Source organism: Bradyrhizobium sp. STM 3566 (genome assembly GCF_045571445.1).
In the GTDB taxonomy this organism is placed as follows: domain Bacteria; phylum Pseudomonadota; class Alphaproteobacteria; order Rhizobiales; family Xanthobacteraceae; genus Bradyrhizobium; species Bradyrhizobium vignae.
Window position 1 is genome coordinate 5,926,080 of sequence record NZ_CP120692.1, and the last position, 23,956, is coordinate 5,950,035.

Annotated in this window: 16 protein-coding genes; 6 read left to right on the plus strand and 10 right to left on the minus strand. The window is 61.3% G+C overall.

The window, feature by feature from the left end:
* Positions 1-24: 24 nt before the first annotated feature.
* Together P6U27_RS28590 and P6U27_RS28595 are read right to left on the minus strand one after the other, a co-directional pair.
* Entirely contained in the window at positions 25-1,578 is a 1,554-nt protein-coding gene (locus P6U27_RS28590) for a class I adenylate-forming enzyme family protein (RefSeq protein WP_407192906.1), read from the minus strand.
* Positions 1,579-1,634: 56 nt separating this feature from the next.
* Positions 1,635-2,273 (minus strand): 2-hydroxychromene-2-carboxylate isomerase, encoded by a 639-nt coding sequence (locus tag P6U27_RS28595; protein WP_407192907.1) that lies wholly within the window; start codon positions 2,271-2,273, stop codon positions 1,635-1,637.
* A 197-nt stretch (positions 2,274-2,470) separates the two neighbouring features.
* Between P6U27_RS28595 and P6U27_RS28600 the strand changes: the two genes are divergently transcribed.
* Entirely contained in the window at positions 2,471-2,983 is a 513-nt protein-coding gene (locus P6U27_RS28600; RefSeq protein WP_129145972.1) for a helix-turn-helix domain-containing protein, read from the plus strand.
* A 993-nt stretch (positions 2,984-3,976) separates the two neighbouring features.
* On the opposite strand, the gene P6U27_RS28605 is transcribed toward P6U27_RS28600, so the two are convergent.
* From P6U27_RS28605 to P6U27_RS28630, 6 genes are all read right to left on the minus strand, one after another.
* Positions 3,977-4,213, minus strand: coding sequence for a hypothetical protein (locus P6U27_RS28605; RefSeq protein WP_122404961.1), 237 nt, complete (start codon positions 4,211-4,213; stop codon positions 3,977-3,979).
* 1,115 nt (positions 4,214-5,328) lie between these two features.
* Positions 5,329-6,684: an HlyD family type I secretion periplasmic adaptor subunit gene (locus tag P6U27_RS28610; RefSeq protein WP_122404962.1), complete on the minus strand. Its 1,356-nt coding sequence runs from the start codon at positions 6,682-6,684 to the stop codon at positions 5,329-5,331.
* A gap of 18 nt (positions 6,685-6,702) precedes the next feature.
* Positions 6,703-8,523 (minus strand): type I secretion system permease/ATPase, encoded by a 1,821-nt coding sequence (locus P6U27_RS28615; protein WP_209296623.1) that lies wholly within the window; start codon positions 8,521-8,523, stop codon positions 6,703-6,705.
* Between the two features lie 12 nt (positions 8,524-8,535).
* A complete protein-coding gene (locus tag P6U27_RS28620; protein ID WP_407192908.1) occupies positions 8,536-12,921 on the minus strand; it encodes a beta strand repeat-containing protein in 4,386 nt (1,461 codons plus the stop codon).
* A 70-nt stretch (positions 12,922-12,991) separates the two neighbouring features.
* Positions 12,992-13,555, minus strand: coding sequence for a hypothetical protein (locus P6U27_RS28625; protein WP_407192909.1), 564 nt, complete (start codon positions 13,553-13,555; stop codon positions 12,992-12,994).
* 135 nt (positions 13,556-13,690) lie between these two features.
* A complete protein-coding gene (locus P6U27_RS28630; protein WP_407192910.1) occupies positions 13,691-14,308 on the minus strand; it encodes a sigma-70 family RNA polymerase sigma factor in 618 nt (205 codons plus the stop codon).
* A 701-nt stretch (positions 14,309-15,009) separates the two neighbouring features.
* Between P6U27_RS28630 and P6U27_RS28635 the strand changes: the two genes are divergently transcribed.
* From P6U27_RS28635 to P6U27_RS28655, 5 genes are all read left to right on the plus strand, one after another.
* A complete protein-coding gene (locus tag P6U27_RS28635) occupies positions 15,010-15,207 on the plus strand; it encodes a hypothetical protein (RefSeq protein WP_244607743.1) in 198 nt (65 codons plus the stop codon).
* Positions 15,208-15,337: 130 nt separating this feature from the next.
* Positions 15,338-16,588, plus strand: a complete 1,251-nt coding sequence (locus tag P6U27_RS28640) for an HlyD family efflux transporter periplasmic adaptor subunit (RefSeq protein ID WP_122404967.1) — start codon at positions 15,338-15,340, stop codon at positions 16,586-16,588.
* Between the two features lie 3 nt (positions 16,589-16,591).
* Positions 16,592-18,988 carry a peptidase domain-containing ABC transporter gene (locus P6U27_RS28645; RefSeq protein WP_407192911.1) on the plus strand — a complete coding sequence of 799 codons (2,397 nt, stop codon included), beginning with the start codon at positions 16,592-16,594 and terminating at the stop codon, positions 18,986-18,988.
* Between the two features lie 459 nt (positions 18,989-19,447).
* Positions 19,448-19,720 carry a hypothetical protein gene (locus P6U27_RS28650; protein WP_122404969.1) on the plus strand — a complete coding sequence of 91 codons (273 nt, stop codon included), beginning with the start codon at positions 19,448-19,450 and terminating at the stop codon, positions 19,718-19,720.
* A gap of 986 nt (positions 19,721-20,706) precedes the next feature.
* Positions 20,707-20,862 carry a hypothetical protein gene (locus P6U27_RS28655; RefSeq protein WP_160118875.1) on the plus strand — a complete coding sequence of 52 codons (156 nt, stop codon included), beginning with the start codon at positions 20,707-20,709 and terminating at the stop codon, positions 20,860-20,862.
* A 1,576-nt stretch (positions 20,863-22,438) separates the two neighbouring features.
* Here the strand turns inward: P6U27_RS28655 and P6U27_RS28660 are convergent.
* Both P6U27_RS28660 and P6U27_RS28665 read right to left on the minus strand, forming a co-directional pair.
* The gene (locus tag P6U27_RS28660) at positions 22,439-22,831 is read right to left on the minus strand and encodes a hypothetical protein (RefSeq protein WP_407192912.1); all 393 of its coding nucleotides are present in this window, start codon (positions 22,829-22,831) and stop codon (positions 22,439-22,441) included.
* Between the two features lie 960 nt (positions 22,832-23,791).
* Positions 23,792-23,953 (minus strand): hypothetical protein, encoded by a 162-nt coding sequence (locus P6U27_RS28665; protein ID WP_407192913.1) that lies wholly within the window; start codon positions 23,951-23,953, stop codon positions 23,792-23,794.
* Positions 23,954-23,956 lie beyond the last annotated feature (3 nt).

A 23,956-nucleotide genomic window follows, 5' to 3' on the forward strand; every position in this document is an offset into this window, starting at 1 on the left:
GAGAACTTCTTGTCAGGCAAAGCGTCAGCCTGGACTGCGCAGCGACTCAGCCAACTTGTGCTTCAGGATCTTGCCCGTCGACGTCGCCGGCAGCGCGTCGATCAGGATGATTTCCGACGGTCGCTTGTATGAGGTGAGTTGCGGAGCTATGTGGGCCATGAGATCCTGCGCCGTCGCCTTTGAACCGCGGATGAGCTGCACGAAGGCGACAACCTCTTCATTGCCCTCGACCGGCCGTCCGACCACGGCGCATTGCACCACCGCGTCGTGCGTGCTCAGCACAGCCTCGATCTCCGCCGGGTAAACGTTGAATCCTGACCGAATGATCATCTCCTTGGTACGCCCAACGATGTAGAGAACATCGCCTTCAAAGCGAGCCAGATCGCCGGTATTGAACCAGCCATCCGGATCGATCGCCTTCGCAGTCAGATCGGGTGCGCGATAATAGCCGCGCATCACGTTCGGCCCACGGACGTGGAGTTCACCGACCGCATCTCCCGCCACTGGTTTGCCGTCGCGGCCCACGAGCTTGGTCTCCACGCCCGGCAGGACTGTCCCCACCGCATGATCCGCCCTCGGGGACTCGATCCGGACGCCCGAGATGCCCGGCGAGCATTCCGTGATCCCGTAGCCATTGAGCAGCGGCAAGCCCAGCTCCTGCTCGACGCGCGACTTGAGTTCGAGGTCCAGCGGCGCGCCCGCAACCGCGATCAAGCGCAGGCAGCCACGATCGAGCTTCGGCAGGCCGGCATTGCGGCGGTACTCCAACAGGCGCTGATAGGTCGCAGGCACACCGTTGAGGATCGTGATGCCCTCCTCCGCCATCGCCTTCGCCAAGGCTGCCGGATCGTATTTTGCGACCAGGCGCACCCTCGCGCCGACCATCAAGGTCATGGTGAGCAGGGAGATCCCGACGATGTGCGAGATCGGGAGCACGCAATACTGCACGTCGGCCGCGGTCATCTTGCGCCAGCCGGCCGTGCCCCGCGCACTGAACAGGAGATTGCGATGGGTCAGCATCACGCCCTTGGGCGTGCCCGTCGTGCCAGACGTGTAGATGAGAACCGCGACTTGCTTGGCGCCATCGGCTTCGACCGGCTCCGCCGCCGTGTCCGCGTTCAGCGCAGTCACGCCGATATCGCGCAGCGGCCCAAGCTCCTGCTGCGGCGCATCGCATCTAACGGCATGGGTGGCTGCTTCCTGCGATACCCCGGCAGTGAAAAACACCCGCCTTGCGCCGCTGTGATCCCGGATCTGGTCGACCTCTCGCGGCGACAGCCGCGGATTGACCACGATCGCCCAGGCATCGAGCAAGCTCGCGGCGAGCAGCAGACAAGCGAGCGGGATCGAATTCTCGCTGACGATCATCACGCGGTCGCCGGCGCGGATGCCAAGCGTACGCAGCGTGTCAGCTGTGGCCTGAACCGCTCCATCGAGTTCGCGATAGGTCAGCGTCGCGGTGTCATCGACCAGCGCCATGCGATCCGGCGTTGCTGCGACATGCGGCGCCATCACGTGATGGATCCGGTTCGGCAGACCGTCCACACTCGCTATTGTCTCTTGGGTCAATGAGACCACGGCACCCTCCCTGAGAAACGGCTTTTTTGCCTTTTGGTTTTGCCTCGACGTTATGATCACGCGGTCTTGCGCCGCGCGCTGGCGAGTTGGGCGAGGATTTCCTCTTCGACGTCGCGCAGACTATCCTTACCGAAATAGATTTCGTCGCCGACAAAGAAGGTCGGAGAGCCGAAGCTGCCGCGCTCTACGGCGCGCGTGGTGTTCTCGATCAGCTTCTTCTTGACGTCATCCTGCTGGGCGCGCGCGATGATGCGGTCAATGTCGAGACCGGACGAGAGGAACGCCTCGCGGAACACCTGCGGGTCGTCCATCTTCTTGGGCTCGCCCCACATGTGGTGATAGGCCGCGCGGAAATAGGACTCGAACAGGCCTTCGAATTCGGCCGCGACGACACCGCGCATCAAGCTCAACGTGTTCACCGGAAAGAACGGGTTCGGCGTGAACTTCGTGATGTTGTGGCGACGCAGAAAGCGCGTGGTCTCTAGCGCATTGTATTCCGGCTTGTTCTTGATCCCGCGCAGCGAGTCCGCCGGCGACATGTTGCCCGTCGCCTTGTAGACGCCGCCAAGGAGCACCGGGACATAGTTGAACTTGACGCCGGTACGCTTCTCGATTTCCGGCAACGCGAGCTCGGCGAGATAAGCGTTGGGACTTCCGAAATCGAAGTGAAACTCGACCTTCACCGCAGCAACCATGGCAACGCTCTTCCCTTCGACGCATCAGCGGTTCGACCGCCGCCTCGTTTGAATCTCGTCCGAACCATAAGTTCTATTACAGAACTGTCAATATGATATTCGTCATCCAATACCTGCCAGACAGGCATCCTATTGAAATCATATAAGTTCTGTTTTAGAATTTATTTTGCTGCAGCCGGAAAACGCGGAGGAAGTTGATGAAATGGGATGCACTCGAAGAGGAGCCGTGCTCCCTGGCCCGCACCGTCGCGGTGATCGGTGATCGTTGGAGTTTGCTCGTCCTTCGCGAGTGTTTTCTTCGCGTCCGCCGGTTTGACGACTTCCAGGCGTCGCTGGGGATTACTCGCCATCTGCTCGCCGACAGGCTGAAGAAGCTGGTGCGTTTCGGCGTGCTGCGAAAAATCCCCTATCGGGAAGCACCAAAGCGTTACGAGTACATCCTGACCCAGAAGGGCCTGGATCTGTACCCGATCATCATGTCGATCGTGCACTGGGGCAACGTGCATATGGTCGACTCGCGCGGCCGACCGATGCTGCACGAACACAAGAGCTGCAAGAGGATGTTCGATCCCGTGATGGTCTGCTCGGAATGCGGTGAACCGCTGGCGGCCAAGGACGTCCATGTGCATCCGGGCCCTGGTGCCCGGCAATCTTCGCCGGTTCATGCAAAAGCACAAGAACGAGCCAAGAGTGGTCGAGAGCGGGCTTGAGGCGGCCCCGAGCGATCCGTGCGTGGTTCGTCCGCTTGTGGCTCGGCTGACCTTAGTTCATTGCCTTGCTATGGCTGCTTCCGGTAGGAGAGACGACGGGGTCATGCGAACCCCGAGGGGAGCAACTATTGATCTTCCGGCTGGCGATTTTGCGTCTTGGAGCCCTGCCGCCTGGCGCCTCCCCCAAATGGGCTAGGCCGAGAAAAATCAGTGGCCAGCTACAACCTTAACCGCCGCAACGCCGGGCAGCCGGTGGCGTCGACTTTTGTTTGTCTCGCTCTTAAGCGCCCTTTTGATAAGAGCGGCCGAACCAAGTGTGGCCGACGGCGATAACAGGGAAAACTCGCCCCCCAGTTAGAAGGCCTCCGCTCCGTTCCACCCAAGCCAACGCGACATTAAAAACGCCCGCTCAATAGTGCAAAAGGCGGCCGGCGATCAATTCCCTGCTTACAGGGAATTTTGCAGGGAAAACCCGGCGGGCGAGCCTGCGCTCGGCGTCGAAACGCGCCAGGGAGTGCCGTGAAAACACGGCATTTTGGCACTGAACCGTCAAAACTGGATCAGGGAAAATTTCAAAGGCGATCAGGGAAAGCGGCCGCCCCGAACAGGGACTCTCGGGTGCCGTGGCACGCGCGCCTGATGGCAACGCGCTGCGGCAATTCAGGCCTGAGCGGATGAGCGCATGCGGGACTATGCGACCGTAAACGGCGTGTCGGCGCGTGGCGGCTCGCTCGATGGACCGGGACCGGAACCGGGACCGGTGATCGCCGGCGGCATCCTCGACGTCAATGGGCTACACCAATTATGGTACGGCGCCCGACAACGTGTTGCTCGCCTTCTGCGTGGATGGACAACAGGCGGGGAGTTTTCGCGCAGCCCGGTTGGAATTCACGAGAAAACTCCGCTATGCGCCGTAAGCAGCCCTCCTCGCTCGCGGAGCCACGCTCGAAGACGTGCATGCGCGATATAGCAGTCGGCCTAGCTCTGTCCGCGTCAGCCGCGCTTCTTCTGAGAGGACGGCTTAAACTCCACGACCTCGTGCTGGTCGCAGGGATTCGACGGCTCATTTTGTTTCACGATTAGCTCAAGCTCAAGAGCTTCGATAGCGAATTCATCCGCCATGCGCTTGAACAGCTCGCGCTTTTCAACGTCCGTCGCCTGCTGACTCATCAGCGCAAAGTCTCTGGCGTTAGCGCGGACCTTCTCCAATCGTCGCCGGAGGTCCTTCATGGTGTTCCGGCTCAGCTTCTAAGCTCATCGGCCAAACAAACACCTTGCTTGTTCGGATGACGCCGGAGTCAACTGCCGAAACGGGATATTGGTTCTTTGCGAACTGCGAATTCGCCGGTTATTCACCCTGCGATATCTCGCCACGGTCACCTGCTGGAACAAATCCAGGACTCCAGCTGCAGTTTCGGGATTGCGGGCTGAGGACGACAGCTGGCATTTGGCGACCGGCTCGCAGGCCGAACCATCCCTGTCCGGCTCTCGCCGGATGCTGCATAGGAATCCCGTACCTGAAGGCGCATCAATGTTCGAAAGCGCACAGACCTGAGTTTTGCGCCGGACTAGGCTGCGACCAATCCCAGACCCTCGCGAAGCGCTCGGGGCCCGAACGGCCTCGGCATCTTGGTAGGGGCTGTCAAATCCATGCTTTGCCCGGGCTGCGCTGAAGTGGTCCGCGCGAGCGTAGTGCTGTCGGCTGCGTCACGGCTATGAGACAGGAGGTAAGCTCGGCAGATCTTAGATCAAACGATGGTCGTTCCTCGTGCGTACTGTCCTTCTCATTGTGGGAATATGGCTACTGGTCAACGTTCTGTTCGTCGTGGTTGTCCTGCCCTCGCGCAGGCCGGTTGCTCCTGCGCGAGCGTCACGGGGAACTCCGTCCCCGGCGCCGATCAACAACAAGGCCCGTCGATCGGACGACCACGAGCCACCCCTGCGGCGCGTTAGGGCGCCGAGTGCAATCAGATTTCTTTTCGTGCTCCTCCTTCCAGTCATTCAAGCGTGGGATGCAGTTAGGCGACGCTTCAGAGGGCACCACGACTAAGATGGCATGGCCGCGGTGAACCTCGAGAAGCGCGGCAGTCCGGGTGACACGTCGGGCTAACCAATCCTTGCGCCAAGGCGAAGCGGGCGGGCGCGTCGCACGTAAGATCAGTGACGAATTTACCCTTACAGCGCAAAGCCTCGACCAATCTCCCGCATCAACCTGAACGCGGCTTCAGTATGCGCAACCGAGAGCTCTCGGCCGAGAGCGAAGTGGCGCCGTTCAGCAAGCCTTGGACGAAGGCTTGAGTTCACGTCCCCGCGAGTGCTCAGCATCAAAGTCCAAAATGCTCGCTTCAGGTTTCGCGGAACGCGCGCGAGAAGCTGTCGAAGACCGGCTTCATGATGTACTCGAAAAACGTACGCTCTCCGGTCTTGATGTAAACGTCCGCGGGCATCCCTGGTGTCGGGATGAATTCAGGCATTTGCCTGAGAATATCGTCCTGGTCCAGGCGCACCCGAATGACATAGAATTCCCGACGCGTGTCACCGTCGGGACGGGCTTCGGTCTTCACTTGCTCCGCCAGGGCGTCCGCTGACACATAGATGACGCTCGCCCCGACCATGGGCGTGATGCGCTGGTTGAGCGCCGACAACCGCACCAGCGCTTCCTGACCTACGCTCACATGCGAAATGTCCTTCGGGTTCACATGCGCCTCGATGATGCGCTCATTGCCGATCGGTAGGAGTTCAAGGATGACCGCGCCAGGAGAAACGACGCCGCCCGGCGTATGGAAATTGTTCTTCACCACGATGCCCCGAACTGGCGAACGAACATCGATCCGGTCGACCACGTCCTGCGCTGCGCGAATCTGTTCCTCAACATCGTCCAGATCCGCCTCGGTCTCGCGTAATTCTTTGATCGCATCCCGGAGCGCCGTCGCATGGAGCTGCGCTATTCTCTCGTTCGCTTGAGCGATCCTTTCCTTCGAATCGGCGATGCGCCCGAGATACTCGCCGAGCTCGCCCCCGAGACCCGCCTCGGAACGCCGCAGCGCCAGCACATCCGACTTGCGGACCAACTGCTGGCCAAGAAGCGAATTCTTGTCCTTCAGCTCTTCGGCGAACAAACCAATACGCTCTTTGGTGGACTGAACTTGCGCCTGATATCCGCGGATGCTTTCCTCCAGCCCAGCGATCTGCTTCACGAGTACGCTTTCCTCGGTCAGCAGACTGGCCCGGCGCGCCTGAAGCTCGGCACGTTGCCGCTCAAGAATCGCTTTGATTTCTGGATCACGTGCACTCTCGCTGAATGCGGCCGGAGGTTTGATAGTATCCGAAGAGCTCATTTCAGCTTCTAGACGCGCCTTCATGGCGAGCAGGCGATACTTCTTCAAAACCAGCCGTCTCAGTTTGGCGTTGGCAGCGGTATCGTCCATGCGGACGAGGACCTGGTTGGCCTCGACGACATCCCCGTCCTTGACCGCAATCTCGCGGATGATGCCGCCCTCGAAGTGCTGGACAAGCTTGTTCTGCCCGGTAGCCACAAACGTGCCCGAAGCGACGACCGCACTGTTGAGTGGGGCAACTGCGGCCCAAACGCCGAAACACCCGAGCCAAACAACCAAGATGGCAAGGCCGGTGAAGATGGGCCATTTGGCGCTCAGCGGAACACCGCGGTACCACTCACCGATGTCGTCCTTTACTCTCATGCTATCCTCCCGCGCTGATCACCCGCCCGAGGATTCGATGCGCTGCGGCTGCTCCGGCGCATCTCCGCCGGGCCTGCCGGGCGACCGAACCAAGCGATGCAACACCTCGCTCGGAGAGCCGAACGCTTCCGCGCGTCCGGCCCGCAGTATCAGCACTTTGTCAACACTGTTCAGGAGCGCCGGGCGCAGGGTTACGACCACTGCGGTGACCCCCCGCCGCTTGGCGCGCTGCAGGGTCTCGGTCAGAGCCTGCTCGCCCGCTGCGTCGAGATTCGAGTTGGGCTCGTCGAGCACGACGAGGGACGGATTGCCGAAGAATGCCCGGGCAAGCGCGATGCGCTGCTTCTGTCCTCCCGAGAGCGGCCCGCCACTGCGGTCGAGCACGGTCTCGTATCCTTGCCTCAACTGGCAGACCATGTCGTGAATGCCCGACAACATCGCCGCCTCATAGATGCTCTCGTCGGGCAAATCGTCGCGCATGCGGCAGATGTTCTGCTTGATGGTACCGGGAAATAGCTCGACCTCCTGGGGCAAGTAGCCGGTATATTCCCCGAACTGGCGGCGATCCCAGTTGCGCAGCTCTGTTCCGTCCAGCCTGACCTTTCCCGCTGTCGGCACCAGACATCCCACGAGAATGCGCGCGAGAGTCGACTTGCCCGATCCGGACGGTCCGACAATGGCCAACGACTCTCCGGGCGCGAGCTCGAGCGACACACCATTGAGTACCGGCTCCTTCGAGCCGGGCGGCAGATACAAGACCCGATCAACGCTCAGGCGCCCTTGCGGTCTTGGCAAGCGCAGCTTGGGCGTCTCGCGCTGGAATGACTCGACTGCCTGCTTGACGCGGGCATAGGCCGATCGCGCCTGCACGCAGCTGCGCCATCCCTCGATCAAGCCTTCGAGCGGCTGCAGGGCGCGGCCGGCAATGATCGAAGCCGCGATCATCATGCCGCCGGTGATCTCGGCGTGGAGGGCCAGATAGGCGCCGGTACCGAGAATCGTGATCTGGGCCACGAGCCGGACGAACTTCGACGCACCGCTGATCCAGAAATTCCGGTCAAGGGCCTGGCTCTGGACCGTCAGCGCCGGCGCCTGCCGGCGCCCCCAGTGGAGAATGCTTTCGCTCAGCATTCCCATCGCATTGATCACCTGCGAATTTCGCGCCAGCGACTCGGCCGCCGCATCGGCCTCGGCGGCATGCAGCCCTGCCTCGCTCAGACGTTCCGAGGTCGCTTTCTGGTTGATCAGCGCAATCAGTGCGAGGACCAGGCCCGATACCACTGCGATCCAGCCCAGATGTCGGTGAACGAGGAATATGACTGCGAAGTAGAGTGGTGAGAGTGGCGCGTCCATCAGCAGAAGCATGATAGGGCTCGAGATGAAACCCCGCACCTGGTGAAGGCTGCGGATCGCCTGGATCGTTCCGCCCTCGCCGGCCCTGGCGTTGTTGATGCTGCTCGCCAACACGGCGCCGCCGAGCACCGCCTCCATCTTGGTCGCAAGACGCCCCAGCACCTGCCGACGCAGAATGTCCACGATCGAGAGGATACCGATGAACGCCAGCGCGAGAGCAGAGAGCATCAGCAGTGTCTCGAGACTACGGCTCGTCAGCACGCGATCGGATATTTGAAAGAGGTAAATCGGCAACGTGAGCATCAGCAGATTCACAACGACCGAAAACGCCGCGACTGCTATCAGGTTGGTGCGCGCAACCGAACGCCAGGCGGCCAGCGCGTTGACAGGTCCGACATAGTCGCGGGCCTCGCCGTTGGGTGTGACGCGAAGTTGAGCTCTGGAGTGGGTGCGCTGCGGATCGTCCAGTGTCTCGACAGCAGCCATGTTTGCCTCCCACTAGAGGACGGCATCGTGAGTTCCAAGGTGATCGATCTGAGTAGCATCCACGATATCGGGAGGCGGCGGCGCGGGATTTTGGACATCGGCAGCCACCGGTGCCGGAATATCTTGGGCCGGTACGGCGTCCGCCTGAGACGTAGCCGTCTGCGGGGGCGCGATGTCGCCGCTGAGCGAGACGCCATAGTCTGTATACTGGGTTCCGTTGAACAGCGTATCTGCCGGAGGCGGTGGCGCATCGTTCAACGCGATCACATCGCCCGCGACGGTGGTCGTCACCGCAGCATTCGATGTGTCCGTCACGACGTTCTGCGGGGCAGCGGTCACGGATCCCGAACTCTCGATCGGAGCGTCAGCTGTGCTGGCGAGCGCAAGAAGGGTGTCGGCCGATCCAGACGTTTGAGCGCTGCCGGTGTCCGGCACGGCCGTCTCTACGGGCTCGGTCGTGGGGTTGCTGAGCGAGTCTCCGGCGCTGGTGAGCACCGGCCCGCTCGCGTCAGCGACCGGCGCCGTACTCACTGCAGCATCGCCCGCCACACTGCCCGTGTCGGCCGGATGCGACACGTCGCTCGGGGGATCGGTCGCAGCCCCAGCCGTTGTGGCGAGCACCGGCTCGCCTGTGTCAGCGACCGGCGCCGCACTCGCAAGAGAATCGCCCGCCACACTGCCCGTGTCGACCGGATGCGCCACGTCGCTGGTCGGATCGGTCAGAGCCGCAGCCGTTGTGGTGAGCACGGGCTCGCTCGTGTCGGCGACCGGCACCGTACTCACTACAGCATCGCCAGCCACACTGCCCGTGTCGACCGGTTGCGCCACGTCGCTCGACGCATCGGTCAGCGGAGCAGCCGTTGTGGTGAGCACGGGCTCGCTCGTGTCGGCGACCGGCGCCGCACTCGCATGAGCATCGCCCGCCACACTGCCCGTGTCGGCCGGTTGCGCCACGTCGCTCGACGCATCGGTCAGCGGAGCAGCCGTTGTGGTGAGCACGGGCTCGCTCGTGTCAGCGACCGGCGCCGCACTCGCATGAGCATCGCCCGCCACACTGCCCGCGTCGACCGGATGCGCCACGTCGCTGGTCGGATCGGTCAGAGCGGCAGCCGTTGTGGGGAGCACCGGCTCGCTCGTGTCAGCGACCGGCGTCGCACTCGCAAGAGCATCGCCCGCCACACTGCCCGTGTCGACCGGATGCGCCACGTCGCTGGTCGGATCGGTCAGAGCGGCAGCCGTTGTGGTGAGCACCGGCTCGCTCGTGTCAGCGACGGGCGCCGCACTCGCAAGAGCATCGCCCGCCACACTGCCCGTGTCGACCGGATGCGCCACGTCGCTGGTCGGATCGGTCAGAGCGGCAGCCGTTGTGGTGAGCACCGGCTCGCTCGTGTCAGCGACGGGCGCCGCACTCGCAGTCACACTGCCCGTGTCGGCCGGTTGCGATACGTCGCTCGTCGCATGGGTCAGAGCCGCAGCCGTTGTGATGAGCACGGGCTCGCCCGTGTCAGCGACCGGCGCCGTACTCGCCAGAGCGTCGCCAGCCATAATCGCAGTGTCGGCCGGATGCGAGAGCTCGCTCGCCGGATCGGTCGGAGCGGCAGCTGTTGTGGCGAGCACCGGCCCGCTCATGTCAGCGACCGGCGCCGCACTCGCCAAAGCATCGCCAGCCACACCGGTGGGCTGTGATACATCACCAGGTGCACCGTTGGCCGTATCCACTGCCAACCCCACGATCTCAAAGGCTGGTGCTGAACTCGCCAGGGTGTGAGCTCCCGTGCTGTCCGATGCAACCGTTTGCGGCAACGTGGTCGACTGACTGTCTGGAACAGTCGTCGGGCCAACCACCTCGTTGCTCAGCGTGCTCACGGTGTCGGCGACGGCCGTGAGCGTCGGCGGCACCGCATCGACCGACGCGATTGCGCCGACGACGTCGTTGGGCAGCGTACTGACGGTGTCGGTCACCGTCGCGAGTGCGGGCGGCACCGCCGCTTCGACCGCCGCAATCGTCCCAACCATGTCGTTGGGCAGCGTGCCCGCAGTGTCGGCCAAGGTCGTGAGCATCGGCGGCACCGCCTCAACCGGCGCGATTGCGCCGGCCGCGTCGTTGGGCAGCGTGCTGACGGTGTCGGTCACCGTCGTGAGCGCCGGCAGCACCGCCGGTTCGACCGCCGCAATCGTTTCACCCACGTCGTTGGGCAGCAGCGTGCCCGCGGTGTCGGCCAAGGTCGTGAGCGTCGACGGCGCTGCCTCGGCCGGAGCGATTGCGCCGGCCAAGTCGTTGGCCAGCGTGCTGACGGTGTCGGTCGTCGTCGCGAGTGCGGGCGGCACCGCCGCCTCGGCCGCCGCAATCGTACCAACCACGTCGTTGGCCAGCGTGCTGACGGTGTCGGTCGCGGCGAGTGCCGGCGGCACCGCCGCTTCGACTGGCGCAATCGTAGCAACCATGCCGTCGGGCAGCGTGTCCACGGTGTCCGCCAACGTCGTGAGCGTCGGCTGCACCGCCTCAACCGGCACGATTGCGCCGGCCGCGTCGTTGGGCAGCGTGCTGACGGTGTCGGTCATCGTCGCGAGTGCCGGCGGCACCGCCGCCTCGGCCGGCGGGATTGCGCCGGCGACATCGTTGGGCAGCGTGCCGACGGTGTCGGTCACCGTCGTGAGCGCCGGCGGCACTGCCGTTTCGACCGCCGCAATCGTTCCAACCACGTCGTTGGGCAGCGTGCCCGCGGTGTCGGCCAAGGTCGTGAGCGTCGGCGGCACCGCATCGATCGGCGCGATTGCGCCGGCGACGTCGTTGGGCGGCGTGCTGACGGTGTCGATCACCGTCGTGAGCGCCGGCAGCACCGCCGGTTCGACCGCCGCAATCGTTTCACCCACGTCGTTGGGCAGCAGCGTGCCCGCGGTCTCGGCCACGGTCGTGAGCGTCGACGGTGCCTCGGCCGGAGCGATTGCGCCGGCCGCGTCGTTGGCCAGCGTGCCGACGGTGTCGGTCGCCGTCGTGAGCGCCGGCGGCACTGCCGTTTCGACCGCCGCAATCGTTCCAACCACCGTTCCAACCACGTCGTTGGGCAGCGTGCCAGCGGTGTCGGCCAAGGTCGTGAGCGTCGGCGGCACCGCATCGATCGGCGCGATTGCGCCGGCGACGTCGTTGGGCGGCGTGCTGACGGTGTCGATCACCGTCGTGAGCGCCGGCAGCACCGCCGGTTCGACCGCCGCAATCGTTTCACCCACGTGGTTGGGCAGCAGCGTGCCCGCGGTCTCGGCCACGGTCGTGAGCGTCGACGGTGCCTCGGCCGGAGCGATTGCGCCGGCCACGTCGTTGGCCAGCGTGCTGACGGTGTCGGTCGCGGCGAGTGCCGGCGGCACCGCCGCTTCGACTGGCGCAATCGTAGCAACCATGCCGTCGGGCAGCGTGCCCACGGTGTCCGCCAACGTCGTGAGCGTCGGCTGCACCGCCTCAGGCGGCGCGATCGCGCCGGCCACGTCGTTGGGCAGCGTGCTGACGGTGTCGGTCATCGTCGCGAGTGCCGGCGGCACCGCCGCTTCGACCACCGCAATCGTTCCAGCCACGTCGTCGGGCAGCGTGCCCGCGGTGTGGGCCAGGCTCGTGAGCGTCGGCTGCGCCGTCACCTGGAGCGGCGCGATCGCGCAGACCTCGCCATCCGGTAGCGTGCTGACGGTGTCGCTCGTCATCGTGAGCGCCGGCGGCACCATCGCCTCGACCGGCGCAATCCCTAGCACCACGTCATTGCTCAGATCACCGACCATTCCAAGCAGGGGAAAGGAGCTGACGATCGACGGGCTAGACGAGCCGCAAAGCAAATCAGATCGAATGGATTCGAGCGTTGACCCACCAGACACTTCAGTGCTTCCGACGTCCGACTCTGCTGACGGCGAGTTCACGCAACTGACGTTACTAACGTCGGCCGAGGTGTGAGCATGGTGCTTGCAGGACTCGGCATCTTCGCTACCTCCGCCCTCACCCCCATAGTTCGCAGCGGCGATCGCGTCGCCACGAGCGGTGCTCGGTCTCGGCGTGTGTTCATGCGGCTCCGCCGGGAGGCCGGTCGGATCGAGCTGAGCCACATGCGTCTCCGACGAAGCGGCCAGCCCCTTAGGCCTCTCATCCTCCGGGCCCGGTTTCGCAGGATCGGTCGCAGGCAGCTGGTCGTCCGTCGCTTGCGGCCCCGCTCCTGCCTGAGCGGTTGTCGCGTCTTCTTGCTCGGCCAGCGCGGATTTGAACGGAGCCGCAAGGAACTCTTCGCAGGCGATCAGCGGGGCAATGAAGAACGACCAGGTCAAGAAACTGAAAGATCCGGATCGCTTGTCAGCGCGCTGCACTCCGGCTTCGAAAATCTTCCGCTCTTGCTCGAACAGTTCGCGCTTTTCCACCTGCTGCATGACCGCCGCCTTTCTCGTTCAAAAACCACTCTCGCCCGGCAGTATTCACCGCCAGCGTCTCTTCGGCATGTCAGGCGTTCGTGTCGTGCGGCGTATCCGTCGCCGTGTCGAAATGCCCTACGTCGAAGTGATCCGTTGGGCCCATCAAATCGATGGCGTATTCGAGTGCATCGTCGCAAGACATCGAAGCGAGCGCGCCCTGTATGTCACCCGAATGATCGGGACCGTGCGAGCTGAAATCACCCGCGAATTCACCATGGGAGAAGTCGAACTTGGCTAGCGCTTCACCCGGACTGCGATCGGTGTCGCCCCTGCTGCCATCGTCAGCCCCCTTGTCCCAATAATCCTTGGGCTGGTATTCGCCGTCCTTGACGTCCTTCCAGCTACCATCGTGCGCTGGGTAGTCGCCCTTGGCGTCTTTCGGGTAGGCGCCCATGCCGCTAAGCTTGGAATAATTGTCCTTTCCGTCGTTGTTCGAATACTCGTCGTTACCCCTACGATCGTCATTCCACTTTGACTGCTTGCCCTCGCCGCAGTCGTCGGGCTTGGTCGACGTGCATTCCTCGGGTGGGACGCCGGTTCCCGCAAGCTTTCCGAGCCCGAGAATGCTCGTAACGCTGCTCAGGATAGACATGGCTTCGCTCCTCGCTTCAGCTTTGCGACGGCACGAGGGTCACGCGCGCGTGCCCTGCCGGGATCACCACGCGGTCACCCCTACTGTCGCCGAAGCACACCCGTGGATGCATCGGCGAAGAAATAAGTTCACGCCTCATTCGAGCTGCCGGCGCATGGCCACGAGCTCTCTCCGGATCCACGCCTTGACGGTTCCGACGGGAACCCGCAGACATTCGGAAATCTCCTCGTGCGTGCGCCCGTCGACGATCGCCAGAAGCAGGCTCGCGCGACGCTGTGGCTCAAGCTGGTCGAGCATGGTTCGCAGCGTCATGCTGTCTGGGATACAGGACGCAGGGTTCGGAGTGGTCTGTTCGCGCGCGCAGATGGCATTCAATGCATCATCCTCGAGCGCGAGTTCGCGCCCGGCGTTCTGCCGCATCTTGAGCGCTGTGTTGCGGACGATCGTGTAAATCCAGCCCCGGGCGGATCCTCGCGCAGGATCGAAGTCTTTCGCACATCGGAGAATCTGCGCGAATGCGTCGTGGATGACGTCCTCGGAACGCGATCTGTCGTGCACGATCCGGTGCGCCATCGCGCGCAGCTGTTCCTTCTCCCGGGCGTAGATCTTGCCGACGGCCGACTGCGATCCGGAGGCGCACTCCAGCAGAGCGGTTTCGTAATTAAGCGCCGTCTCGCAATTTGAATAACCCTCGTGCCGCGCTGCGGCGGAGCGAGGCGTTCCCTTCGTCACATCGGCGCATGGATGGGGCATGGTCGAAGTAACCCCTCACAAAGCAGATTCGCGACTGCTTTCACCTGCAGGACTGCCCGTGGCATTTAATGCCCTGCATTTAAAATTAATTTAAATGACCTGTTTTAAAAAAATACGAAATCGACCGTCGGCGAACTCAAGTCAACAGCATCAACTTCGTTCCCGACGTTTTCAAACTTTTCCCGACCGCCAAATGGCCAACGGTCGTCACCGGCGCAGGCGGGTAATGCGTCGTGCGCGTCAGCCAGGCAAGTCGCTGTGCGAAGCGACGTTATCCCTTTCGTCGACTTCGAAAATGGAGGCTTCAAAAACGGTCGCTAAGTCGCATTCATAACTTTAGCGCACACATCTCCGACTACGTCTAAGACCTTTGCGCAGCGATCATGCAGCCAAAAGGCTAAGGCGGTTCTTGGACCGAACTCCGCTATAGCGTCCCAGCGCGCGTTCGTTCGAAACGCGTCGCATCTCCGTCACGCCGTCAAGAAGATCCGAACGTCCAATTCGTTATGACGAAACCGCACCGTCACCCGCTTTGACTCACCTCGCATAAGACGTTGCAAAATCAGGATGCGGCAAAGCGTCAAACGCGTGCCGCTCACAAAATTTGCGCGGCCGTGCATCCAAATTGGCGTCTTGCACCTAGTGATGACGTGGCAACAGTTACATCAATGTTCCGCCACTTACATCGAAAGGAGGCCAACATGCTAGAGATGACCAATCTTGCTCACCCTATCGAACTGTCAGATGAGGAGCTCGACCTCGTGGCCGCCGGCACCGGCGGCTGTGGGTGCCATGATGGATCACTGATCCGAACTGGCGACATCAATGTCCTCAGCGGAAACCAAGTTCAGGTGGGCCTGCTGTCCAAGCAGTCCCAGTCCCAAATCTTTGTTGGGTAAAGCCAAGATGCGTCGGCGAACCGCTTCTCCATAAGGGGAAGCGGTTCTCCGGTATCGACCCGCAGTCTTGCTGCGGCGGAACGCTACTCCGCGCAGCGCTGATGAGTAAGAGCACAGCAAGGCGCGCCCCATGGCGACTCGGCCAGCTCTATTTCGCAAGGAAGCCGTCGACTTTTTGCATCAGCGCCACAGCTGGGGTGAGGTCGTATTGCTGCAGCCGCTATCGAGCACGCTCCTTAGCTGGAGCCTGGTGGGGCTCGTCATACTCATTCTGTGCTTTCTCTCCATCGCGCAATACGCGCGCAAGGAGACCGTCTCCGGGTATCTCACGCCGACCTCCGGCACAGCCAAGATTTTCGTGCCACAACAGGGCTTCGTTAAAGCGATACAAGTGAAGGAAGGGCAAGAGGTTGCGGAGGGTGACCCGCTCCTGACCGTAGTCACTTCCCAAATCACCGCCAGTGGCGATGACGTCAATGCCACCGTCCTTGCAGTTCTGACGCAGCAACGCAATGTGGTCGAGCGACAGATCGATGCGGAAGATCGACGAACCGCCTCGGAACAGGATCGCCTCGCTTCCACGATCAAGGGGATTGAAGGAGAGATTGCCCAGCTCGAGGACCAGCGGAACATCCAAAACGAGCGGCTGAAGCTTTCCGAGAGCTTCGTATCAACGGGCGCTAAGCTAACCGCGAGCGGCGCATTGCCAACGATTGAGCTCAAGCGCCGCGAGCAGGCCGCCCTTGAGCAAAAGCAGAGCGTGGTCTCGCTGGATCAGCAGATCACCGCACGGCGCACCCAATTGACAGACGCTCGGCATACACTCGAGCAACTCCCCACCGTCGCCGCAGAGCGGATCCGAGGACTGCGTAATGAACTCTCCTCGATCGAACAGCGCGCGGCCGAGGTGAACGGGCGGCAGGCTTACGTTATCAGGGCGCCAACGAGTGGCCGCGTGTCCACGCTGCAGGCGACTGTTGGCCAGATCGCCGATCCAAGGCATATGCAGCTCGAAATCATTCCCCTTGATGCGCACTTGCAGGCGGAGCTGTTCTTTCCGACACGCGCGTTTGGCTTTGTGCGCCCCGGCCAGCAGGTTAGAATACTTTATGAGGCATTTCCTTATCAGAAATTCGGCACCTACCGCGGCAGCGTGACAAAGGTCTCCCACACGATTCTGACCGGCAACGAAACGACCGGGCCGATCACCCTCAAGGAACCAGCTTACCGTGTGACGGCGGCTCTCGAGCGGCCCGACATCGACGCCTATGGCCGCAAGATGCCGCTTCAGCCGGACATGCTGCTGAGGGCCGACGTGATCCTTGAGCAACGGTCCCTGATGAGGTGGCTGCTCGATCCGGTGTTGAGCGCGAGGATGTAGCGCATGCAGGGACTTTTGAATTTCAGCGGACGCAGATCCCTCCCAGTCATCCGGCAGACGGAGGCGACGGAGTGCGGGCTCGCATGCCTCGCCATGGTAGCATCTTATCATGGTCATCGAACTGACCTGAACAGCCTGCGGCGCCGGCATCCGGTGTCCCTGAAGGGCGTCACTCTTCGCGACCTCATGCAGATTGCAGCTCACCTCGGGCTGGCATGTCGGCCGCTGCGAATCGAGATCGACCACCTCTGCCAATTACGTGTGCCGGCCATTCTGCATTGGGACATGGCTCATTTCGTTGTTCTGAAAGCATACAGGAGGAAAGGGATCGTGGTGCACGATCCGGCAGCCGGCGAAAAATGGCTCCCCCTCACTGAAGCGTCTAGACACCTCACCGGGGTCGCGCTCGAACTCTCGCCCACTGAAAAGTTCTGTCGCACGGATGAAAGAGTGCGGCTGCCGTTCTCGGTGTTCTGGAGCGGAATGAACGGAGGCAATTATGCTCTCGCCCAAATATTAGTTCTGTCGGTAGTCATCGAAATTCTTCTACTCGCCGCCCCTTTCTATATGCAACTCACCGTTGACGAGGTCATCGCCAGAGGAGATGTCGATCTGCTGGTCGTACTCGGGCTAGGATTCGCGCTCCTTCTCCTGATACGGGTCGCGTCGACCGCGACCCGCTCGTTCATCATTCTTGTTCTGCAGAACACGTTGAGCTTTCAAATCGGCGCGCGGCTGTTTCATCATTTGGTGCGCTTACCACTCTCATTCTTCGAAAAGCGGCACATCGGCGACATCCTGTCTCGCTTCAACTCGATCGAACCCATCCGCAACGTGCTCGCGGAGGGATTGATCACGGGGCTGATCGACGGTCTCATGTCGGTGTTGATGCTGGCGTTGATGTTCACCTACAGCGTCCAGCTCGGACTTGTCGTCCTGCTGGCGTTCGCGTTGTATGCCGCCCTGCGGCTCGCTCTCTTCGGCATGTTCCGACAACGGAGCGAAGCCGCCATTCACAGCAAGGCAGACGAGAACTCCACCTTCATCGAAACCGTGCGAGCGGTGCAAAGCCTAAAGTTGCTCAACCGAGAGAACGAGCGGGAGGGCCAGTGGCTGAACCGCTATGCTGCGTATATTAATGCCAACGTGCGGCTAGGGCGGGCGAGGATCAGCTTCAAAGCCATGAACGACACGATATTTGGCTTGGAGAACGTGATCACGATCTACCTTGCCGCTCGTCTCGCACTGGACAACCTCATCACGGTTGGCATGATATTCGCGTTCGTCAGCTACAAGCTGCAGTTCGCTGAGCGGACAGCGCTGTTGATCGAGAAGCTGGTGGATGTCCGCATTCTCGGACTGCACCTGGAGCGTCTTGCCGACATTGCGCTCACCCCGCTCGAGCGGGGGCACGACCTGGACCCGTCCTATGTCCGACAGATTCGCGGCGCGATCGAACTGCGTAACGTGTGCTTCCGGTATGCAGAAGGAGAGCCTCTGATTCTCAACAACGTCAATCTGTGCGTTGCTCCCGGACAATTCGTGACGATCATGGGACCCTCGGGCTGCGGCAAGTCAACTCTTGTCAAGATTATGCTTGGGCTGCTCGAGCCGACAAGCGGAGAGGTTCTGATCGACGGCCTTCCGCTGAGCCAGATCGGAGCGCGCGTCTATCGCGAGCAAATTGGCGCGGTGATGCAGGAGGATCAATTGCTGTCGGGGTCGATTGCCGACAATATCTGCTTCTTTGATACGACATTCGATCTGCAGGGGATGATCGAGTGCGCGCGGATTGCCGGGATCCACGACGACATCATGGCAATGCCGATGAGCTACAACAGCCTCATCGGCGACATGGGAAGCTCGTTATCCAGCGGGCAGAAGCAGCGAGTACTACTTGCGCGTGCGCTCTATAGGCGACCGAAGATCCTGTTTCTGGACGAAGGCACGGCACATCTCGACACCGAGAAGGAGAAGGAAATCAATGCGAATCTTCGGCATCTAAACATGACGCGGGTGAGCGTGGCGCACCGACCCGAGATCACCCACGGAGCGGATATGTTCATCCGTCTTGGCGCGGCGGCGAAGCCATTTCGGGTCGGAACGACAAGCGACAGACCAGCAGCGGCGCCTGAGCGAGATGTCGGGGCCGCCGAGTTTGCCGCCGAAGGTGCGAAATCGACCGAGACCGCGCACGCTCACGATGCCTGCCCCGGGGGTGCCACGGACGATTGCACGAAGCGCGATCCTGGCTCGAGGGACGCCAACGACGACTGCCATCCACGCAAGGACTACGGCCGGCCGTCGAAAGACGACTGCAATCTCAAGCCGTCCGGCGACTGCGGCAAAGCCGATAACCCGGGTGAAGCGCTGGCCAAGATCGACTTCTCACGATGCTGATTTCGGTTCGCGCCGTCCGGATCTCGGGTGACGTCGCTTCGATGTCGTCCCACGACGGGCTCGGATGTGGCATCGGCCGGCCAAACGCGAGACTGATTAATCCGCCTGAGGGTCAAATTCCGGGAGGGCAATCGAGAGAAGGGCCGTGGCCACATAAGATGAGGCTCGCGCGCACCAAGTCGGAGCCCGCCAGGCGCGGGCTCGCCATTGAAGGTCACCAGCACAGTCCGCTTATTGAGTTGGGCTGCGAAAGGCGCTCCGTCGCAGCTTCAGCATGCGGCTGCGCATGGCCAAATTTGCGCGACGGTGCGTCCAGATTGTCGGCTTCCGACTAGAAACAACATGGCAACCGCTACAGCAGGTTCGTTCGCAGGGTGGCCGAAAGCAGGCAGGATGCCCACCACGTACATCGACCAAGAAGCGAGCGATGCCTGGGCTTCTCCGATTGGAGGGTGAACGATGGACGTGCATGACGAGACAACCGATGATCTAATCGGCGAAGGGACCATCATCATAGACGGGCGCAACGAGAGAGTCTCTTACTGGCTCACCGTTTCTCCTGAGGGTGATCCCGTACTTGCTGAGGGCTCAATCTCGGGATCGGAACGACTCATAAGAAGCCTTACTAACGCAAGAAATGTCAAGCTTGCTCTGGGCGACGGGCCGGTTGTCACCCTCGAATGCGAAGGCGGCTCAGGCGAAGAGCAGTGGGTCAAGGCTCTGACCGGCTGAGAATCACAAGACTGGTATTTGGCTCGCCATAACAGGGCGTTCCGGCGAGTCCTATATTAGACCGGCCTAAGACCGAGGCCGAAGCAGCCCGTTGAGACACGCGTTCCAGTGCAATGATTGACCGAAAGCAGCTCCAGGATATGTCCATTGACGAGTTGTGGGAGCTGCACCAGGACGTCGATTCAGTGCTGGCCGCGAGGATAGCCGCTAAGAAGGAACTCCTCGAAAGCAGGCTCGAGCAACTTCGCGACCAAGGGCAGCAACCAGGAAAGGGCTCAGCCGATTCCTCTGAAAGCTAACGTGGAGGCGCCTTCAAGACGGCGAGCGTGCCGACCTCAGCGCGCCCTTGTCTAGTGCGTTCGTATCCAGGCTTGGCACTCCGCGCAAACGTGTGAAGTTGTCTTTTTTGCTTTCGTCATCGACCATTTCCCTTTGTCGAAATCGGGCAGCCGGCGCTACAGGGATTTGCCGACAGCCAAATCGCGCAGGGCCTAACCTACCTTGTGAATACCAATGCCGCCGGCGATCGCCGGTGGCTCTGTTCAACTGGTGTTCCGGTCGAAGGCCGTGTTCGGTGCGTCAGGTCTGTCGCTTCTCTATTTGCCAAAGTGTTCGAGCCTCGTTGCAAGCCTCGCCTGTCTCACCTCAGCCAAGCCGCGAGCAACGCACTCAACGGTATTTGCTATATGTGGTGGGATGCGTTTCCGAGCTTGGCTCTTGCCGAATGGATCGTGCTGCGCCTAAACGGCTCAGAGATCGGGCCGAAGAGTGCGCGGGACTGGCCGAGATCATGAAGGCCGAGATGGCCCGCGACAGCTACTGAAAGCTCGCTGAGGCTCACGAAGCTTGTGGCGAACAACGACGAATCAATTCGAGAATAAAGTAACGGGGGAGTCGGCACCTCTTTCACTCCATCTCGGCGGGAAAAAGTGGCACCGTTTTTTATTTCGCGCTAGCCTTGTGCCATACGCGAGTCGGGGGGATTCATGGAACGGAAGCCTTTCGAGAGCATGGCTCTTGAAGAGCTCTGGCAACTTCACACCCTCGTCAATGATGTTCTGGCCGGGAGGCTTTTGGCGAAGAAGGAAGAGCTAGAGCGCCGACTGGAGCTCCTCAAGCGCGAAGACAAAGCTCCCCATTAAGGCCTCGCAATCCGCTCGCCGGTTCGCCTGGCAGGACTAGCTGCTTGAGGGAACCTTGATTGCTGGCGCGAACCGCTCGGAGAATGTTGCGGCCTTTGCATCCCGTGCTGCGGAAAGGGCAGCCGAAATAAACGTCGAGCATCCGATGGTTGCGAGCACTAGGAGAGCCGCACCGAAAATCAGGCTACGCATTGAGCCTCCCGCAACGGGCGTTACCAGCACAGCATCGGATTGCGTTGTTTCAGCTTCGCTTCGTTGGCGGCCTCAAATGGCTTCATACACGCGGCCGTGAATGCGCTCCATAACCTCTCAGGCGATTTGAGCGCTCACCCTCATCGTCCCGCGCGGCGACCCTGGCGCGCTCCTGCTGCTCCACAGTCGCGAGAAGGTCGAGCTGGCGGAAAGCAGGTCCTGGTCGTGCATAAACTTTACGCCGTTCTGCTTTCTGCCGGCGCTTGGACACCTTACGCACGGATCGAGAATACGCGGTTGACAGGATGCTGCAGTGTTCCCTCCGGGAACAAATCGACCTGGCTGGGACGCGGTAGTCGTCGTTTAAATTTGTTAAGGACTAGGTTCGCCGAAAAGGGAAGACTTCGAGCGGGTGCCCAACGGCGGCGCCAAAGAAGAATAGTTGGGGGCGTCCATGAGCACCCGCGGTCGAGCGGTGATACCTGCTGCTGCAATTCGCGAACGTCTTCAGAGCATCGTTTCTGCACTGGTTGAATTAGAGGAAATCCGAGCCCGAGTTCTCGCGGCTGAACAGAGCGATAAACCAATAAGGCCCAAGCCGAAGAAGCGCCCCCGCCGAGGCAAGCCCACTAGCAGGAAGCGCTAGCCGCGTCGCCCATGGCTTGCGACCGCGGCGGGCGGCCAGGAGCGATCCTGCCTGCTCTCAGTTCGACTGTTGGTCTTGCGTGCCATCGTTCCCACGACCTGTTGCCAGCTCGTCCCCACGGGCAGAAATATGCCATGGACTCGGATTCACAAATTTGAATCCCAAGCGGACGATTTCTTGGGATGAAGCTGTGTTTGCCGACCAGACAGCGGCAGACCTCTCGGTCCCAGCTCCGTTTTTCGATCCGGAAAAACCTCCAGGCTGGGGCCGATGTGGTCTACTCCGGAAGCGAGCCTTTTCCTCCCAGCAGCCGCGCATAGTGCAGCTCGAGCCAACGTCCGGCCCGTACACGCCGGCCGATGATGGGCCTGCTCATCGATCTATCGCAATGGTCTCCTCGGAGGGATGGTCCTCCCAGGAAGCTTGCGATGGGCACGGATTACATGGCGGAAGCTGCCCGGCATCGGCACGTAGCCGAGGAGTACCGAACCCTAGCGTTTGGTACGTCAGATGAGGGCTGCGTGGGATGTACCTTAGACTTGCAGACAATTACGATCTGCTCGTTGCAACGAAGATAGGATTGCCAGCAATCGCAAGCTCGTAAACTAGAGGTCGCTCCATTGCGACTTTATGCCGACTTGGCATTGGCCCATCTCGGATTTCTAGGCCCTTATGCTCGAGTGGTACCGACCTCGGCAGATGCCCACACTTCGACTGCTGTTGGAGCTTGAGCGGACATCAGCCGGCAAGCCGATCATGAGTACGTAGGCCCAGTTTTGGGCTATGCGGCGCCTCTGTCTGAGTCGCGATGATGCACTCAACGCCGGCGGGCGCAACCATGGCCCGCGGATCGTAGGCGCATCCACACCGAGCCGATTGGGTGTAGGCCGACAGGCGCGGGTCGATCCCGGAATGCGCCTCGCAGAAGCGATCGATGATGTGGCTGACCTTCTCCCTGTAGTCGCGGTGCCAGTGTCCAAGGCCGTGTAGAGCACTTTCCTGACAGGCGATCGATTTAAGCTGAAGGATGCGGTCCATGGTTTGCAGGGCGCAATCGTGGAGCGTTGGCAGGTCGAGATCATCGGCAATGTTAGCAATCAGCTCTACATCCTGGTGTAGCAAACGACGCACAAGAGCACTTCCATCGGGGCTGATCTACGACCTTAATCGGTATAAGCGCGTGGTCGCTCGGTTTCTGCAGTCTCGTTTGAGGGCAAGCAACGTCGCGCCCGTTCGATCTGTGCGTCAGTAGCGCCATGATTGCGTGCGTACATCTCGGCCACTTGTGCCGAATATTTCGCGACGTAGTATCTGACCTCGCTGCACGAGATGCGCCCCGTGGGCCTGTGGTGACGCGAAGCGAAGGCTTCGGACCCCAGCGGAATCAGCAACAAAGCAACAATAGCCCCGGCCCGTATGATCATTCTCGCCGCCCCCATCTATTTGTCTGGTTGGTTAGGAGAGAGCAGGCCTGAATCGCGCGCGCGACGCAAATTAACAATCGTGCACCGATCCAAAGAGCTGTGCGACTGTGGCTCCGACGCTTCGGTGCTGGGCGGGTACCGGATAATGAGGTCGCAGTCGAGCGATCTGGCGTGAGCTTCCTAGAAAGCGGAAGTGGCAAGTTCGATCATCGCACTGCACGGCTCTACGAGCTCGCAAGAGCTATCTCCGACGAACCACTCTCCTTCGACGACTGGCTTTAGAGATACGGCCAGTCCTCGCAATCGTTCTCGCCTGCGCGGCTCGGAGGCGACGCCGGAGGGTCTGCAGTTCTCGAAAAAGTGCGACCAGTCGCTCGACCCGCTCGCCCAGAATAGTCGAATAGTTGTAAACTCGACCTCGATTACTCATTGCTGCCCAAACCATGATTGTTGAAAGCAATAGGTGGTCGACAACGGGAAAAATATGCAATCCAAGGTAGGAACATACAACCCATAAATGATGACAGTATTAAAATGGGCCATGCCAAGGTCCCGTTGTGACAGCGCGTTCCTTTCACTTGCCTTTCGGGTCGTTTTCGTCCCGCAAGTTCGGCCTGTTCGGCAACGCTACCGGCTTGGTCCCGCAGCATCACGCGCGCCCCGTCTCTCAGGCTAATTTTCGCTCGCTGGTTAACTGGTGCGGATCGAGCGCCGCATCATGAAAACACCGAAGCCAAAGCAACGGGCCGAGCAGGAGATCGGACGATTGGTCAGGCTCGCCCGGCAGGGATTTGGCACGTCGAAGATAGCCGCCGAACTCGGCCGCCATGCT

Bases quoted from the DNA above. Each gene is read 5' to 3' on its own strand.
- P6U27_RS28650 (WP_122404969.1), top strand. From the start codon at position 19,448: ATGGACGTGCATGACGAGACAACCGATGATCTAATCGGCGAAGGGACC.
- P6U27_RS28610 (WP_122404962.1), bottom strand. From the start codon at position 6,684: ATGAGAGTAAAGGACGACATCGGTGAGTGGTACCGCGGTGTTCCGCTG.
- P6U27_RS28620 (WP_407192908.1), bottom strand. From the start codon at position 12,921: ATGCAGCAGGTGGAAAAGCGCGAACTGTTCGAGCAAGAGCGGAAGATT.
- P6U27_RS28645 (WP_407192911.1), top strand. From the start codon at position 16,592: ATGCAGGGACTTTTGAATTTCAGCGGACGCAGATCCCTCCCAGTCATC.
- P6U27_RS28630 (WP_407192910.1), bottom strand. From the start codon at position 14,308: ATGCCCCATCCATGCGCCGATGTGACGAAGGGAACGCCTCGCTCCGCC.
- P6U27_RS28605 (WP_122404961.1), bottom strand. From the start codon at position 4,213: ATGAAGGACCTCCGGCGACGATTGGAGAAGGTCCGCGCTAACGCCAGA.
- P6U27_RS28625 (WP_407192909.1), bottom strand. From the start codon at position 13,555: ATGTCTATCCTGAGCAGCGTTACGAGCATTCTCGGGCTCGGAAAGCTT.
- P6U27_RS28665 (WP_407192913.1), bottom strand. From the start codon at position 23,953: ATGGCGGCCGAGTTCGGCGGCTATCTTCGACGTGCCAAATCCCTGCCG.
- P6U27_RS28640 (WP_122404967.1), top strand. From the start codon at position 15,338: ATGGCGACTCGGCCAGCTCTATTTCGCAAGGAAGCCGTCGACTTTTTG.
- P6U27_RS28600 (WP_129145972.1), top strand. From the start codon at position 2,471: ATGAAATGGGATGCACTCGAAGAGGAGCCGTGCTCCCTGGCCCGCACC.
- P6U27_RS28635 (WP_244607743.1), top strand. From the start codon at position 15,010: ATGCTAGAGATGACCAATCTTGCTCACCCTATCGAACTGTCAGATGAG.
- P6U27_RS28615 (WP_209296623.1), bottom strand. From the start codon at position 8,523: ATGGCTGCTGTCGAGACACTGGACGATCCGCAGCGCACCCACTCCAGA.
- P6U27_RS28595 (WP_407192907.1), bottom strand. From the start codon at position 2,273: ATGGTTGCTGCGGTGAAGGTCGAGTTTCACTTCGATTTCGGAAGTCCC.
- P6U27_RS28655 (WP_160118875.1), top strand. From the start codon at position 20,707: ATGGAACGGAAGCCTTTCGAGAGCATGGCTCTTGAAGAGCTCTGGCAA.